This is a genomic window from Bradyrhizobium sp. (assembly GCF_019244115.1).
Lineage (GTDB): Bacteria > Pseudomonadota > Alphaproteobacteria > Rhizobiales > Xanthobacteraceae > Bradyrhizobium.
In genome coordinates this window covers 22,756-36,560 of sequence record NZ_JAFATE010000344.1, presented here as the reverse complement: position 1 = coordinate 36,560, position 13,805 = coordinate 22,756, and the positions used below count along the sequence as shown (strand labels likewise).

General features: G+C 64.8%; 14 protein-coding genes and 1 pseudogene. 8 read left to right on the top strand and 7 right to left on the bottom strand.

Translation table 11 applies throughout. The annotated features are described in order from the left end of the window. The 4 genes and pseudogenes from JOZ76_RS15300 to secG all read right to left on the bottom strand — a co-directional run. Positions 1–289, bottom strand: a pseudogene (locus JOZ76_RS15300) (3-deoxy-8-phosphooctulonate synthase); the annotation flags it as partial. A gap of 124 nt (positions 290–413) precedes the next feature. Then, on the bottom strand, positions 414–740 hold the full coding sequence (locus JOZ76_RS15295; protein WP_291699455.1) for an NIPSNAP family protein: 327 nt from the start codon (positions 738–740) through the stop codon (positions 414–416). A gap of 116 nt (positions 741–856) precedes the next feature. Further along, positions 857–2,488 carry a CTP synthase gene (locus tag JOZ76_RS15290; protein ID WP_291699454.1) on the bottom strand — a complete coding sequence of 544 codons (1,632 nt, stop codon included), beginning with the start codon at positions 2,486–2,488 and terminating at the stop codon, positions 857–859. A gap of 166 nt (positions 2,489–2,654) precedes the next feature. After that, positions 2,655–3,044: a preprotein translocase subunit SecG gene (secG, locus tag JOZ76_RS15285; protein WP_291699453.1), complete on the bottom strand. Its 390-nt coding sequence runs from the start codon at positions 3,042–3,044 to the stop codon at positions 2,655–2,657. A 230-nt stretch (positions 3,045–3,274) separates the two neighbouring features. Here secG and JOZ76_RS15280 point away from each other — a divergent pair, with 230 nt between their 5' ends. From JOZ76_RS15280 to JOZ76_RS15270, 3 genes are all read left to right on the top strand, one after another. Continuing rightward, entirely contained in the window at positions 3,275–3,841 is a 567-nt protein-coding gene (locus JOZ76_RS15280; RefSeq protein WP_291699452.1) for a helix-turn-helix domain-containing protein, read from the top strand. A 2-nt stretch (positions 3,842–3,843) separates the two neighbouring features. Further along, positions 3,844–4,383: a GNAT family N-acetyltransferase gene (locus JOZ76_RS15275; protein WP_291699451.1), complete on the top strand. Its 540-nt coding sequence runs from the start codon at positions 3,844–3,846 to the stop codon at positions 4,381–4,383. A gap of 82 nt (positions 4,384–4,465) precedes the next feature. Then, positions 4,466–4,945 carry a copper-binding protein gene (locus JOZ76_RS15270; protein WP_291699450.1) on the top strand — a complete coding sequence of 160 codons (480 nt, stop codon included), beginning with the start codon at positions 4,466–4,468 and terminating at the stop codon, positions 4,943–4,945. A gap of 13 nt (positions 4,946–4,958) precedes the next feature. On the opposite strand, the gene JOZ76_RS15265 is transcribed toward JOZ76_RS15270, so the two are convergent. Both JOZ76_RS15265 and tpiA read right to left on the bottom strand, forming a co-directional pair. Continuing rightward, complete coding sequence (locus JOZ76_RS15265; RefSeq protein WP_291699456.1) at positions 4,959–5,129, bottom strand: copper chaperone PCu(A)C; 171 nt, start codon at positions 5,127–5,129, stop codon at positions 4,959–4,961. A gap of 11 nt (positions 5,130–5,140) precedes the next feature. After that, complete coding sequence (tpiA, locus tag JOZ76_RS15260) at positions 5,141–5,896, bottom strand: triose-phosphate isomerase (RefSeq protein ID WP_291699449.1); 756 nt, start codon at positions 5,894–5,896, stop codon at positions 5,141–5,143. Positions 5,897–6,124: 228 nt separating this feature from the next. On the opposite strand from tpiA, the gene JOZ76_RS15255 reads away from it, so the two are divergent. Genes JOZ76_RS15255 through moaC form a run of 4 tightly spaced genes read left to right on the top strand, consistent with a single transcriptional unit; the run spans position 6,125 to position 10,386 of the window. Then, the gene (locus JOZ76_RS15255) at positions 6,125–8,029 is read left to right on the top strand and encodes a SurA N-terminal domain-containing protein (RefSeq protein WP_291699448.1); all 1,905 of its coding nucleotides are present in this window, start codon (positions 6,125–6,127) and stop codon (positions 8,027–8,029) included. 17 nt (positions 8,030–8,046) lie between these two features. Next, entirely contained in the window at positions 8,047–9,060 is a 1,014-nt protein-coding gene (gene trpD, locus JOZ76_RS15250; RefSeq protein WP_291699447.1) for an anthranilate phosphoribosyltransferase, read from the top strand. A 13-nt stretch (positions 9,061–9,073) separates the two neighbouring features. Next, positions 9,074–9,895, top strand: coding sequence for an indole-3-glycerol phosphate synthase TrpC (gene trpC, locus JOZ76_RS15245; protein WP_291699446.1), 822 nt, complete (start codon positions 9,074–9,076; stop codon positions 9,893–9,895). Then, positions 9,895–10,386 carry a cyclic pyranopterin monophosphate synthase MoaC gene (moaC, locus tag JOZ76_RS15240; protein WP_291699445.1) on the top strand — a complete coding sequence of 164 codons (492 nt, stop codon included), beginning with the start codon at positions 9,895–9,897 and terminating at the stop codon, positions 10,384–10,386. The genes trpC and moaC overlap by 1 nt, the downstream gene beginning before the upstream one ends. A 167-nt stretch (positions 10,387–10,553) precedes the next feature. Here moaC and JOZ76_RS15235 read toward each other — a convergent pair whose 3' ends face one another. Beyond that, entirely contained in the window at positions 10,554–10,718 is a 165-nt protein-coding gene (locus tag JOZ76_RS15235; protein WP_291699444.1) for a Flp family type IVb pilin, read from the bottom strand. A 332-nt stretch (positions 10,719–11,050) separates the two neighbouring features. Here JOZ76_RS15235 and JOZ76_RS15230 point away from each other — a divergent pair, with 332 nt between their 5' ends. Continuing rightward, positions 11,051–13,738: a bifunctional diguanylate cyclase/phosphodiesterase gene (locus JOZ76_RS15230; RefSeq protein ID WP_291699443.1), complete on the top strand. Its 2,688-nt coding sequence runs from the start codon at positions 11,051–11,053 to the stop codon at positions 13,736–13,738. Positions 13,739–13,805: the final 67 nt, after the last annotated feature.

Sequence of the window (13,805 nt, the reverse complement as noted above, 5' to 3'; positions counted from 1 at the left end):
CCGGCAGGCCGAGCGAAGACCTGATCTCGGCAAAAATCGGCAACGATTTGTTCAGTCCCAGGCCGCGTTGACCCGACGCGCTGGTGCGGTTGGCCTTGTCGAACGAGGTCTTGTAGACGAGCCCGATACCGAGCCGGCCGGAAATCTCCTTCAGCGCGGTGGCGACTTCCAGCGCATGGGTGCGGCTTTCGAGCTGGCAGGGGCCGGCGATCACCGCAAGCGGCAGGTTGTTGCCGAAGGCAACCGAGCCTGCGGTCACCACGGGTGAAGCGGAATTTTGGGCATCCACGGTATTTTCCCCGAATTGTCGGTGGACCATAGGGCCTGAAGCGTGAGGTCGAAAAGCGATTATCGGCTTTAGGGATCGGCGGCCTAAAATAGGCTGGGTTGCGCCGACGCGGCCGTTCCGCGGCCTATTTCATCGCCGAAAACGCGGTCGGCACCAGAAGCTGGCTGACGATGTTCTGAATGATCTGGCCGTCCTCCTCGCTTTTCGCGCGCGCGGAGATCCAGTCAGAATCGGACTGGAACGCGGTCCATTTGGTTTCGCGCTCGGCGAGCGACTCCCAGGCCAGGAAATAGGTCAGTTCCTGGTTGGATTCGCCGATCAGCGTCGTGAAGAAGCCGACCGGCCGGATCGCGTGCTTCTCCCAGAGTTTTAGCGTGACGTTCTCAAACCGCTTCAGAAGCGCCGGCAGACGGCCGGGGATGCAGCGATAGACGCGGCTCTCGTAGATCATTGCCTGGTTCCTCCCTGGTGACCGGCCGCTTATAGCGGCTGACCGGGAGGCTGTCTTGAGACGCAATCGCATGGGCGCGGCACGATGATGCCGCGCAACGCTTTGCATCTGACGACTTACACCAGCCGGCTCTGCACCATCGCGGCCTGGATGAAGGACGCGAACAGTGGATGCGGCTCAAAGGGCCGCGACTTCAGTTCGGGATGGAACTGCACGCCGATGAACCAGGGGTGGTCCTCATATTCGACGATCTCCGGCAAAATGCCGTCTGGCGAAAGTCCTGAGAATTTCAGACCACGCTGCTCCAGGCGGTCCTTGTAGGCGGTGTTGACCTCGTAGCGATGGCGGTGGCGCTCGGAAATCTCGATCGCGCCGCCATAGACCTCCGAGACCCGGCTGCCGCGCTTGAGGACCGCGGGATAGGCGCCGAGCCGCATCGTGCCGCCGAGGTCGCCGTTCTGGGTGCGCCGTTCGAGCTCGTTGCCCTTGAGCCATTCCGTCATCAGCCCGACCACGGGCTCAGCCGTCGGTCCGAACTCGGTGGAATTGGCCTCCGCGATCCCGATCAGGTTGCGCGCCGCCTCGATCACGGCCATCTGCATGCCGAAGCAGATGCCGAAATACGGCACGTCGCGCTCCCTGGCGAACTGCGCCGCCTTGATCTTGCCTTCGGCGCCGCGCTGGCCAAATCCGCCGGGCACCAGAATGCCGTTGACGTGCTCGAGGAACGGCGCCGGGTCCTCGTTCTCAAACACCTCGCTCTCGATCCAGTCGAGATTGACCTTGACCTTGTTGGCGACGCCGCCATGCGACAGCGCCTCGATCAGCGATTTGTAGGCATCCTTCATGCCGGTGTACTTGCCGACGATCGCGATCGTGACGTCGCCTTCCGGATTGCGGATGCGCTCGTTGATAATGTTCCAGCTCGCAAGCTCCGGTGCGGTGGGCTGCTGGATTCCGAACGCCGCCAGCACCTCGTCGTCGAGACCCTCGGCATGATAGGCCTGCGGCACGGCGTAGATGCTGTCGGCGTCGCGCGCCTCGATCACCGCGCTTTCGCGCACATTGCAGAACAGCCCGAGCTTGCGCCGCTCTTCCTTCGGGATCGGCCGGTCGGTACGGCACAGCAGAAGATCCGGCTGGATGCCGATCGAGCGCAGCTCCTTGACCGAATGCTGGGTCGGCTTGGTCTTCAACTCGCCGGCAGAGGGAATGTAGGGCAGCAGCGTCAGGTGAATGTAGATCGCGTGACCATGCGGCAGATCGTTCTTGAGCTGGCGGATCGCCTCGAAGAACGGCAGGCCCTCGATGTCGCCGACCGTGCCGCCGATCTCGACCAGCACGAAGTCATAGCCTTCGTTGCCCGAAAGGATGAACTCCTTGATCGCATTGGTGACGTGCGGGATCACCTGGATGGTGGCGCCGAGGTAATCGCCGCGGCGCTCTTTGGTCAGAATGTCCTGATAGATGCGGCCGGTGGTGATATTGTCGGCGCGCGTCGCCGGGCGCCCGGTGAAGCGCTCGTAATGTCCGAGATCGAGATCGGTCTCCGCGCCATCGTCGGTCACGAAAACTTCGCCGTGCTGATACGGCGACATCGTGCCGGGATCGAGGTTCAGATAGGGATCGAGCTTTCGGAGCCGAACCCTGTAGCCACGGGCCTGCAGCAGCGCGCCTAACGCGGCCGATGCCAGACCTTTTCCGAGCGAGGAGACCACGCCGCCGGTGATGAAGATGTACCGCGCCATGGGACTTTACCTTTAAGGTCGTGGTGCCGATTCGCCAAAGCGAAAAGACCGTCACCCCGAACTTTGAAAGCGGCTGTGGGTGACGCCGAAACGAAAATGTCTTCAATGCGTTAGACAGGATTTTTGATGCAGGAAGCGAACACTAATCCTGCATGGCCACCCTGCTTTATTGCGACCGTGGCGCCTCGGGCGCGCTGGGGGCCTGATTCTGCTGTTCGTCCGCCTTTTTCAGGGTATCCAGCACGCCGCCCGAGGTCGGCGGCGCCACCGGGGCTGCACCGCCGGCGGGCTGCGACTGACCGGGCGGCTGAGTGCCGATGATCGTCGCAGGCCTGCGGTCGTAGCTCGCGAGCCAGTTCAATCCGAGGCTGGTCATGAAAAACAGGAAAGCCAGCACGGCCGTCGTTCGCGTCAACAGGTTGGCTGTGCCGCGGCTCGACATGAAGCCCGCACCACCGCCCATGCCGAGGCCGCCGCCCTCGGATTTCTGCAGCAGCACCGCGCCAATCAGCACGGCCACGATCATGAGGTGAACGACGATGATGACAGTCTGCATTGCACCCTTCCAACACAAGTCTGTAGGCCCCGGAGCGGGCACCATGGAGACTTGCAAGGTTTTGAAGTCGCGCGGTGTTACACGAAGCCATGGGGCATTGTCACCCCCTGCTCGCGTGCCGCAATCGGCAGATAGTCCCTGCCGGCGGCGCAGCAAGCGCGGCTTAGCTTTTGTGATGATCTCACCGCGGCGTCTTGCGTCGGCTTGCAAGTTTCTACTATAGTGTCCAAATGACTACTATAGTAGACGATTTCAGTCTCAAACTGGCGGAGCGGCTGCGGCTGGAGCGCGACAGCCGCGGCTGGTCGCTATCGGATCTCGCCGAGCGTTCCGGCGTCGCCAAGGCCACTATCAGCAAGATCGAGCGTGCCGAGGCGAGCCCGACCGCCGCCATCCTGGTCCGGCTTTCGGCTGCATTCGGCCTGACCCTGGCTGGGCTTATGCTGCGCGCCGAAGGACAGCCCGATCGGCTGTCGCGCATCGCCGACCAGCCGGTCTGGCGCGATCCCGAGACTGGTTACGTCCGCAGGCAGGTGTTCGGCCGGCCCGATCACCCCGTCGAACTGGTCGAGGTCGAGATGCCGGCCGGCCAGCGCGTGACGCTGCCAAAATCCTCCTATGCCCATATCCGCCAGATCGTGTGGGTGAGGCGCGGCAGCCTCGTCCTATCGGAGGGCGGCGACCGCTACGTACTCGGCGCCGGAGACTGTCTCGGCTTCGGCGCGCCCGCGGACACCACTTTCGCCAACGAGACGAGCGCGCCCTGCGAATATGTCGTTGCACTGGCCAGGGGCTGACCATGAACCAATTCAGGATCGAGCCGCTGACATCATCCGCCAAGATCTCCGCGGCCTTGAGTGACATCCTGGTCGAGGTGGTCGCCAATGGCGGCTCGGTCAGCTTCATGCATCCGCTGCCGCGCGAGTCGGCGTCACGGTTCTGGGAGGGCTCGCTCGCCGCCGCCGAGCGGGGCGAACGAATCGTGCTGGGCGCATTCGACGGCGATACGCTGGTCGGCACCGTGACGCTGCTGCTCGACCTGCCGCCGAACCAGCCGCATCGCGCCGAGATCGCCAAGATGATGACGCGCCTCAGCCACCGGCATCGCGGCGTTGCGACCGCACTGCTGGATATGGCCGAAAGACTCGCAATCGCGCGCGGCCGCACGCTGCTGGTGCTCGATACCGCGGTCGAGGACGGCGCCTCCGCGCTTTACGAGCGCATGGGATTCATGCTCGCCGGCATCATCCCGGATTATGCGCTGAAGCCGCATGGCGGGCTGACCGGGACGATGATCTACTGGAAGCGGCTCGCGGACGACCAGTCTGCTGCATCATAAAGCGAGCCCATCTCCCACTTTCCCAGACCGATCCCGCTCATGTAATAGCAACGGGCGCTGGCACAGACCTTTCCACTTCGTCATGGCCGGGCTCGTCCCGGCCATCCACGCCTTTGGCGCAACGACGAAGAAAGACGTGGATGCCCGGCACAAGGCCGGGCATGACGAGTCATCGGTTGAGGCCGGGTATTCGGAGCTTGTCATGAAAACTTGCATCGTCATGTGCGCAGCCGCAATGGCACTCGGCCTCGAAGCGGGGCACGCCTTCTCTCCCAAAAGCTCCGCGCTTACGCGCCCGCCGCGCGCCGACCTCACTTTGGTTCAGGACAGCAACGGCCGCTTTCGAGGAATCGGCGTCGTCACCGACATCGACGCGGAGACCGGAGCGCTGACCGTCAAACACCAGGAGATCAAAGGCCTGATGCCGGCGATGGAGATGCTGTTCCGCGTCAATCCGCGCAGCCTGAGCGATGGCGTAAAGGCTGGCGACAGGATTGAATTCTCGGTCGAGGACAAGACCTACACGATCCGGGACCTCAAGGTGATCGAGCACGCCAAATGAGCGTCGTGCGGGCTCAATTGGCACGGCCTCCCGGCGGCGGAGCTCCCATCGCGACCACCTCGAATTCGACCTCGACCCTGCCGGCGTGCTCGAACTGCAGGACGCCCCGGGCTTTCTCCCCCGCGGCCGGCGGATGCACGAGGCCGACGAACATGATGTGACGTCCGCCCGGCTTGGCCTCGATCGAGCCTCTGCCTAACAGGCGGCCGCGATCGCGAGGAAATCGGCGGCCTTCAGGCTGGCGCCGCCGACCAGCGCGCCATTGACGTTGGCCACCGCCATCAACTCCCCTGCATTCGACGGTTTGACCGAGCCGCCATAGAGGATCCGCATCCTCGCGCCCTCGGCGCCGAAGCGCGTGACCAGCACCTCGCGGATCGCGGCATGAACCTCGGCGACATCATCGGTCGTCGGCGTGCGCCCGGTCCCGATCGCCCAGACCGGCTCATAGGCGACGACCAGATTGTCGGCCCTCGCCCCGCCGGGCAGCGACAGATTGAGCTGGCCGCGGCAGATCTCCAGTGCCTGGCCGGCATCGCGCTGGTGCTGGGTCTCGCCGATGCAGGCGATTGCCACGAGGCCCGCGCGCCAGGCCGCCTCGGCCTTCTCGCGCACCAAATCATCGCTCTCGCCATGATCGGTCCGCCGCTCCGAATGGCCGACGATGACGGCGCGTGCGCCGGCATCGGCGAGCATCTCGGCCGAGATGTCCCCGGTATGCGCGCCCGACGCTTTCGGGTGGCAGTCCTGCGCACCGATCGACAGCGCCGTCGCCCCCCTCGCCTGCCCGGCAAAGGTCGAAATCAGCGTGGCGGGCGGACAGACCAGAAGGTCAGCCTTTAATGAGACCGCGGCGCTGCCGGCAAGCATGGCCTCGAACTCCCCCAAGGAGACCTTGAGGCCGTTCATTTTCCAGTTTCCCGCGATCAGCGGGCGGATGGCGTCGGTCATGGCGGGACAACCCGGTTGATTGCTCTTTGGCATCCGCTAGCAGAGCCGCAGCCGCAGTTCCAGTGTCAGCTTTCCTGCTGCTAATATTCGGCTTTCGTCCGAGATCAATGCTCGGAAGCGAGGTTGCAGGCACGCGGCCCGCACTTTATGATGTCCCATCAATTGGTGACGCCCTTTTGCGCTTCCGCGACAGGTGCGAGCCCCCCTCCTTCAAGACAGATTGGACACATGCTTCGAGGACTACGCAACGCCTCATCAGGTTGGCTCGGCAAGACCATCATGGCCGTCGTGATGGGCGTATTGATCGTCAGTTTCGGAATCTGGGGCATCGCCGATATTTTCCGCGGGTTCGGACAATCGACCGCCGCCAAGGTCGGCTCGACCGAAATTTCGCTCAACGAATTCCGCCAGATCTATACCGACCGCCTGCAACAGATCGGCCGCCAGTTCGGCCGTCCGTTGACGCAGGAGCAGGCGCGCGCATTCGGCCTCGACCGTCAGGTGCTGCTGCAGACGATCGGGGAAGCCGCGCTCGACGAGGAGGTGCGCCGGCTCGGGCTCAACCAGTCCGACGCCGAAACGCTGCGGACCATCTATGACGATCCCAACTTCAAGGGCGGCGGCGGCAAGTTCGATGCCCAGCGCTTCCAGACCATCGTCCGCCAGCTCGGCTATACCGAAGCGCGCTACATCGCCGATCGCCGCCGCGTCGGGCTGCGCCGTCAGATCACCGGCACCATCTCGGCCGCCCTGGAGCCGCCGAAAACCCTGATCGAGGCCCAAAGCCGGTTCGCGGACGAGCAGCGCTCGATCGAATATGTGCGGCTGACCGCAGCGCAGGCCGGCACCATCGATCCGCCCTCGCCCGAGGCCCTGGCCGCCTATTTCGACGAGCACAAGACGCTGTTTCGCGCCCCCGAATACCGCAAGATCGCGTTTGTCGCGATCACGCCCGAAGACCTCGCCAAGGGCGCCGAGGTGTCCGACGAGGACGCGAAAAAACTGTTCGAGCAGCGCCGCAACCAGCTGGGAACGCCGGAGAAGCGGCAGGTGTCGCAGATCGTGTTCCCCAATGTCGAAGAGGCCCAGGCGGCGCGCGAGCGCATCGCCTCCGGCCTGTCGTTCGACGACCTCGCCAAGGAGCGCAACCTGAAGGCCGCGGACTTCGATCTCGGCCTGGTGACGAAATCCGCGATCCTGGATCCCGCGGTTGCGGACGCCGCCTTTGCACTGCCCTCGGGCGAGGTGAGCCAGCCTGTCAAAGGCAGTTTTGGCGTGGCGCTGGTCAAGATCGGCACCATCCAGCCCGCGATCGAGCCGTCCTATGAGAGCGTAGCGCCCGAGCTGAAGCGGGAGATCGCGACCGAACGCGCCCGCAACCAGGCGACGAGCCTGCGCGACAAGATGGAGGACGAGCGCGGCGGCGGCGCGAGCGTCGTCGAAGCGGCCCACAAGCTCGGCCTGACCGCCACCACGATCGACGCCGTCGACCGTTCCGGCAAGCTGCCGAACGGCGAACCTGCGAACGTCCCGGTTGGCCTTAATGTCGTGACGCAGGCATTTGGCAGCGACGTCGGCGTCGACAATGACGCGATCCCCTTCAAGGGCGGCTATGTCTGGTTTGACGTGCTGGGCATCACGCCCTCGCGCGACCGCAATCTCGACGAGGTCAAGGACCAGGTCGAGGTACGCTGGCGCGAGGACCAGGTCGCTGCGAAACTGCGCAGCAAGGCCAACGACATGGTGCAGAAGCTGACCACCGGCGCCAGCCTTGCGGATGAGGCCGCGAGCCTTGGCGTCAAGGTCGAGACCGCGACCAACTTGAAGCGCGAAACGGCCTCGCCCGGTGTCCCTGCCGGCGCAATCACGGCGGCGTTCCGCACACCCAAGGACGGTGCCGGGCAGACGCCGGGCACCGGCGGCGGCGAGTGGATCGTCTTCCGGATCACCGATGTGGTGGTGCCGAAGGTGGATTTCGCCGCCGAGGACGTCAAGAAGCTCAAGGAGACGCTGCAAGGCAACTTGACCGAGGAGCAGGTCACGCAATACGTCCATCAACTGGAAAAGAACCTGGGGACGACGATCAACGAGGCGGCCGTCGCCCAGGTGACCGGGGCGAACAACGAACAATAGGTTTGTGTAGGCAGGGGATGGACGACCTCAAATCGATCATTGGCAAAGTCGCCACCGGCGCCTCGCTGTCGCGTGAGGAGGCCGCATCCGCGTTCGACAGCATGATGTCGGGCGAGGCAACGCCCTCGCAGATGGGTGGACTGTTGATGGCGCTTCGCGTGCGCGGCGAGACCGTCGACGAAATCACTGGCGCGGTGTCGGCGATGCGCGCCAAAATGCTGCGGGTCGATGCGCCCAGCGATGCGATCGACATCGTCGGCACCGGTGGCGACGGCTCGGGCTCGGTCAACGTCTCGACCTGCGCGGCCTTCATCGTGTCGGGTGCCGGCATTCCCGTCGCCAAGCACGGCAATCGCGCGCTGTCATCGCGCTCGGGCGCGGCCGATGTGCTGACGGCGCTGGGGGTGAAGATCGACCTCAAGCCCGATCACGTGGGCCGCTGCGTCAAGCAAGCCGGCATCGGCTTCATGTTCGCGCCAGCCCATCATCCTTCGATGAAGAATGTCGGGCCGACCCGGGTCGAGCTCGCCACCCGCACCATCTTCAACCTGCTCGGGCCGCTGACCAACCCGGCCGGCGTCAGGCGGCAGATGGTCGGTGTGTTCTCGCGACAATGGGTGCAGCCGCTGGCGCAGGTGTTGAAGAATCTCGGCTCCGATGCCGCCTGGGTGGTGCACGGCTCTGACGGTCTGGACGAGATCACGCTGACCGGTCCGACCTTCGTGACCGCGCTCGAGAACGGGCAAGTCAGAAGCTTTGAGATCTCGCCCGACGATGCGGGTCTTCCGCATGCGCATGGCGAGTCGCTCAGAGGCGGCGATGCGGACGCCAATGCGGTCGCGCTTCGGAGCGTGCTCGACGGCAAGCCGAGCCCGTTTCGCGACGTCGCCCTGTTCAACGCGGCGGCGGCGCTGGTCGTCGCAGGCAAGGTCAAGAACCTGAAGGAAGGCGTCGCGCTTGGCGCGCAGTCGCTCGACAGCGGTGCGGCAGCCACGCGCTTGAAGCAACTGATCGCGGTCTCCAACAGTTAGGACGGTGCCGCCGATGTCCGATATTCTCACGCGTATCGAGGCCTACAAGCGCGAGGAGATCGCGGCCGCGAAGCGGGCCTGTCCGCCGGCCGAGATCGAGGCGCGCGCCAAGGCGGCGTCCGCCCCGCGCGGATTTGCGCGCGCGATCCGCGACAAACTCGCCCGGGGCGAGTATGCGCTGATCGCCGAGATCAAGAAGGCCTCGCCGTCAAAGGGATTGATCCGCGCCGATTTCGATCCGCCCTTGCTGGCGAAAGCCTATGAGGCCGGCGGCGCCGCCTGCCTGTCGGTGCTGACGGACGCGCCCTCGTTCCAGGGTCATCTGGATTACCTGGTGGCGGCACGCGCCGCCACCAGCCTGCCCGTGCTGCGCAAGGATTTCATGTTCGACACCTATCAGGTGGTCGAGGCGCGCGCGCATGGCGCCGACTGCATTTTGATCATCATGGCGGCGCTCGACGACGCCGCAGCGCGCGATCTCGAGGATGCGGCGCTCGCGCTCGGCATGGACGTGCTGATCGAGATCCACGACCGCGCCGAACTCGAGCGCGCCACAAAACTGCGGTCGCCGATGATCGGCATCAACAATCGCAATTTGCGCACTTTCGAGACCACGCTCGCGACCAGCGAGGCGCTGGCGCCGCTTGTGCCGAAAGACCGCCTGCTGGTCGGCGAGAGCGGGATCTTTGCGCCTGCCGATCTCGCGCGGCTGGCGCGTGTCGGCATCTCGACCTTTCTGGTCGGCGAGAGCCTGATGCGGCAGGCCGACGTTGCCACAGCAACGCAGGGCCTGTTGTCGAGGAGCGAGCCGGTGACCGCGACGGGCACGCGCTAATGCCGCGCAAGCCGGAGGCATCCGCACTCACCCACATCGATGCGTCAGGCGAAGCACGCATGGTGGACGTCTCGGAGAAACCGGCGACCGAGCGCATCGCCGTCGCCGAAGGGCGCGTGATCATGAGCCAGGCGACGCTCGCGCTGATCGTCTCCGGCAACGCCAAGAAGGGTGACGTGCTCGGCACGGCACGCATAGCCGGCATCATGGCCGCAAAACGCACCGCGGAGCTCATTCCCCTCTGTCATCCGCTGGCGCTCTCGAAGATCACCGTGGACATCACGCCCGATCCGGCGCTGCCGGGGTGCCTGGTCCGTGCGAGCGTAAAAGTGACCGGCCCGACCGGGGTCGAGATGGAGGCGCTGACGGCGGTCTCCGTCGCATGCCTCACGATCTACGACATGATCAAGGCTGTCGAGCGCGGCGTGCGCATCGAGGCCATCCATATCGTCGAGAAGATGGGCGGCAAGTCCGGCCACTATCGCGCCTGAACCATTCAGCCCGAACGTTCTCGTCCTCAAAAGGGTGGTGCGTTCGGGTTCGATCGTCGCCGCGTCGCTCACCCGCCGCGCAAGTGCCCGGCGACCTCTCCCCGCAAGCGGGGAGAGGTGAGCCGCAGGCGCGTAGGAGACCGATCCGACCGAACATCTTTCCTGCTCTAATGCAGCGACGTGCTGACGGCGGCGAGTTTGGTGGACAGCTGCTTGCCGACCGCATTGACGCTGGACAGCACGGCAAACGAAATGCATGCGACCAACAGACCGTATTCGATCGATGTCGCGCCGGACTCGTCTGAGAGGAATCGGATGAAAACGTCTTTCATTGCGCTGGACCTCCTGCTTGATCGCCATGGTCCTCGCAAGGACGATGCCAATTCGTAAGTGCGCCGCTTCAGGGGCTTAGGTGGTTAACCGCGGGTAGGCACAGCGGAGGCAGGAATCTCTTTCCGCCTGCGCGCCGCAAGACGGCAAATGATTCCGGCTTGCATCGCGGCCGCAGCCACAGACGACGCGGCCGCGGCCGGAAAATTAATTTCCAATTTACCGAGATTGCTAACGCCACTTCCATACCGGTCGCGTAGCTATGGGGCCGGGTTGTGTTTTTTAAAAAGCGTCCCGACCGCGTTCGGTGTTCCTCCTCTCCCCTGGGCTGCCAATGACAAGCGGGTCCCCGCCCATCACGATTGACAGTCCGGCGCGCCGCGGCCCGATCCGGATGCTGGTGATCGGCGGCCTCATCCTGATCGTCGCGATCGCGGTCGGCACGACCGTCATGGCCGGCATCTTCCGTGAGCGGGCGCTCAACGGCGCGAGGCGCGAGCTGGAAAACACCGTCCTGTTGCTGGCGCGGCATTTCGATCAACAGTTCCGCGATCTCGGCGCGATCCAGCAGGACTTTGCCGCCTTTGTCCGCTCGGCAGGTATCGATACTGGCGACCGCTTCAAGAACCGGATGTCCAGTCCCGACATCCATCTGATGCTCAAGACCAATGTCGGCGCCTTGTCTTATGTCGGCAATGTCACGCTGTTCGATTCGGACGGCATGCTGCTCAATTCCTCCGGCGCCTGGCCGGTACCCGCGGTGCGTGTCGGTGACCGGCCCTATTTCAGGGCCTTCAAGACCGACCCGAACGCACCGGACGTGCTGGTCGAGCCGGTCCACAGCCGCATCTCCGGCGCCTGGACCACCGTGCTTGCGCGCAAACTGGTTGCGCCCAATGGCGAATTCCTGGGGGTCATCGGACGCGGGTTCGAGGCCCTGCATTTCGAGAAATTCTTCGCGTCCGTCGCGCTCGGGACCGATGCCGCAATCTCGATGATCCATCGCAACGGCACGCTGCTCGCCCGTTACCCGCACGACGAGGCGGTGATCGGCCGTAATTTCCGCAACGGCCCGCTGTTCCGCCTGATCGGCGCGCAGCCGGGCCCCCGCACCGGAATCTACGTCAGTCCCGCCGACGGCCAGGAGCGGCTCGGCGCAGCCTATGGACTGGACAATTTCCCGATCTTCGTGGTGGCCTCGACCACCCTGTCCTCCGCGCTTGCCGGCTGGCGCGAGCAGATGAATTTTTTGATCAGCGTCGGCGGCAGCTCCATGCTGCTGATCGCGGCCCTGCTGGTCGTCGCGGTGCGCCGGCTGTCGCAGGACCACCGGAGGTCGGAACGCCGCCTGAGGCTCGAGACGCAGCGCCTCGACCGCGCCGTCAACAATATGACGCAGGGCCTATTGCTGTTCGATGCCTCGCAGCGGCTCGTCGTCTGCAACAACCGCTACATCGAGATGTATGGCCTGTCGGCGGACGTCGTGAAGCCGGGCTGCAGTTTTCGGGACGTGATCGCGCATCGCAGGGCTACCGGCTCGTTCGTCGGCGACGTCGAGGCCTATGTCGATGCGGTGCTGCGCGACATCGGACGCAAGCAGACGACCGTGATCGAGACCTCCGACGGGCGCTTCGTTCAGATCGTCAACGAACCCCTGGCGGACGGCGGGTGGGTGGCGACCCATGAGGACATCACCGAGCGGCGGCTCGCCGAACAGCGCATCACCCATCTTGCTCACTATGACGCGCTGACCGATCTTCCGAACCGCACGCTGTTCCACGAATGGCTGAAGCAGGAACTGGCCGACATCCTGCCCGGACAGCGCGTCGCGGTGCACTACATCGACATCGACGAGTTCAAGAGCGTCAACGATTCGCTCGGCCATCTGGTCGGCGACGAGCTTTTGAAATCGGTCGCGCGCGCCTTGAACGGCTGCGTCGGCGCGGGCGGCTTCGTCGCGCGGCTCGGCGGCGACGAGTTTGCCATCGTGCAGACCGGCGTGAAGAGGATCGACGACGTCACCGCCCTCGTCGCACGCGTGTTCGAGGCCATCCGAACGCCGTTCGCATGCCTCGGCCACCACCTCACGACGGATGCCTCGATCGGCATTGCACTGGCGCCGGAACACGGCGTCGATCTCGACCAGATCCTGAAGAACGCCGACCTTGCGATGTATGCCGCCAAATCGGCGGGCCGGCACACCCACAGCTTCTTCGAGCCGGAAATGGACGCCAAGGTGAAGGCGCGCCACCAGCTCGAGGTCGACCTGCGCCAGGCGATCGGCTCAGGGGCGATGGAAGTGCACTACCAGCCCTGCATCAACCTGCTCGATGACCGGATCACCGGCTGCGAAGCGCTGCTGCGCTGGCGCCATTCGCAGCGCGGCTTCATCTCTCCGGCCGAGTTCATCCCGATTGCCGAGGACACCGGGCTGATCAACCAACTCGGCGAGTGGGTGCTGGCGACCGCCTGCGCCGACGCGGCGAACTGGCCCGACGACGTCAAGCTCGCGGTCAACGTGTCGCCGAGCCAGTTCAAGAGCGGCACGCTGCCGCTGCGCGTCGCCTCCGCGCTTGCGGCCGCCGGCCTTCCGGCGAGCCGGCTGGAGCTCGAGATCACCGAAGCGGTGCTGATCCGCGACGACGAGGCGGCGCTCGCCATCCTGCATCAGCTTCGTGCGCTGGGCGTGCGGATCGCGCTGGACGATTTCGGCACCGGCTATTCCTCGCTCAGCTATCTGCAGCGCTTTCCGTTCGACAAGATCAAGATCGACCGCTGCTTCGTCGACCGCATCGCGGAGTCGGAGGCGTCCACGAGCATCGTGCGGGCCGTTGTCGACCTTGCCGCCGCGCGGCGCATGAGGACGACGGCCGAGGGGGTGGAGACCGAAGAGCAGCGGCGGCTCTTGCGCTCGCTCGGTTGTACGGAAATGCAGGGCTACCTGTTCAGCAAGGCGCGGCCCGTCAGCGAGATCAACGAGCTCATCTATTCGCACCGCCGGCACGTCCGCGCCTCGGCCTAGCTTCACCCGGCAACGGCAGACATTGATACCAGTCTTTCCCCGTCGTTATGGCCGGGCTTGTCGTTTG

Bases quoted from the DNA above. Each gene is read 5' to 3' on its own strand.
- JOZ76_RS15295 (WP_291699455.1), bottom strand. From the start codon at position 740: ATGATCTACGAGAGCCGCGTCTATCGCTGCATCCCCGGCCGTCTGCCG.
- JOZ76_RS15290 (WP_291699454.1), bottom strand. From the start codon at position 2,488: ATGGCGCGGTACATCTTCATCACCGGCGGCGTGGTCTCCTCGCTCGGA.
- secG (WP_291699453.1), bottom strand. From the start codon at position 3,044: ATGCAGACTGTCATCATCGTCGTTCACCTCATGATCGTGGCCGTGCTG.
- JOZ76_RS15280 (WP_291699452.1), top strand. From the start codon at position 3,275: ATGACTACTATAGTAGACGATTTCAGTCTCAAACTGGCGGAGCGGCTG.
- JOZ76_RS15275 (WP_291699451.1), top strand. From the start codon at position 3,844: ATGAACCAATTCAGGATCGAGCCGCTGACATCATCCGCCAAGATCTCC.
- JOZ76_RS15270 (WP_291699450.1), top strand. From the start codon at position 4,466: ATGGCCGGGCTCGTCCCGGCCATCCACGCCTTTGGCGCAACGACGAAG.
- tpiA (WP_291699449.1), bottom strand. From the start codon at position 5,896: ATGACCGACGCCATCCGCCCGCTGATCGCGGGAAACTGGAAAATGAAC.
- JOZ76_RS15255 (WP_291699448.1), top strand. From the start codon at position 6,125: ATGCTTCGAGGACTACGCAACGCCTCATCAGGTTGGCTCGGCAAGACC.
- trpD (WP_291699447.1), top strand. From the start codon at position 8,047: ATGGACGACCTCAAATCGATCATTGGCAAAGTCGCCACCGGCGCCTCG.
- trpC (WP_291699446.1), top strand. From the start codon at position 9,074: ATGTCCGATATTCTCACGCGTATCGAGGCCTACAAGCGCGAGGAGATC.
- moaC (WP_291699445.1), top strand. From the start codon at position 9,895: ATGCCGCGCAAGCCGGAGGCATCCGCACTCACCCACATCGATGCGTCA.
- JOZ76_RS15235 (WP_291699444.1), bottom strand. From the start codon at position 10,718: ATGAAAGACGTTTTCATCCGATTCCTCTCAGACGAGTCCGGCGCGACA.
- JOZ76_RS15230 (WP_291699443.1), top strand. From the start codon at position 11,051: ATGACAAGCGGGTCCCCGCCCATCACGATTGACAGTCCGGCGCGCCGC.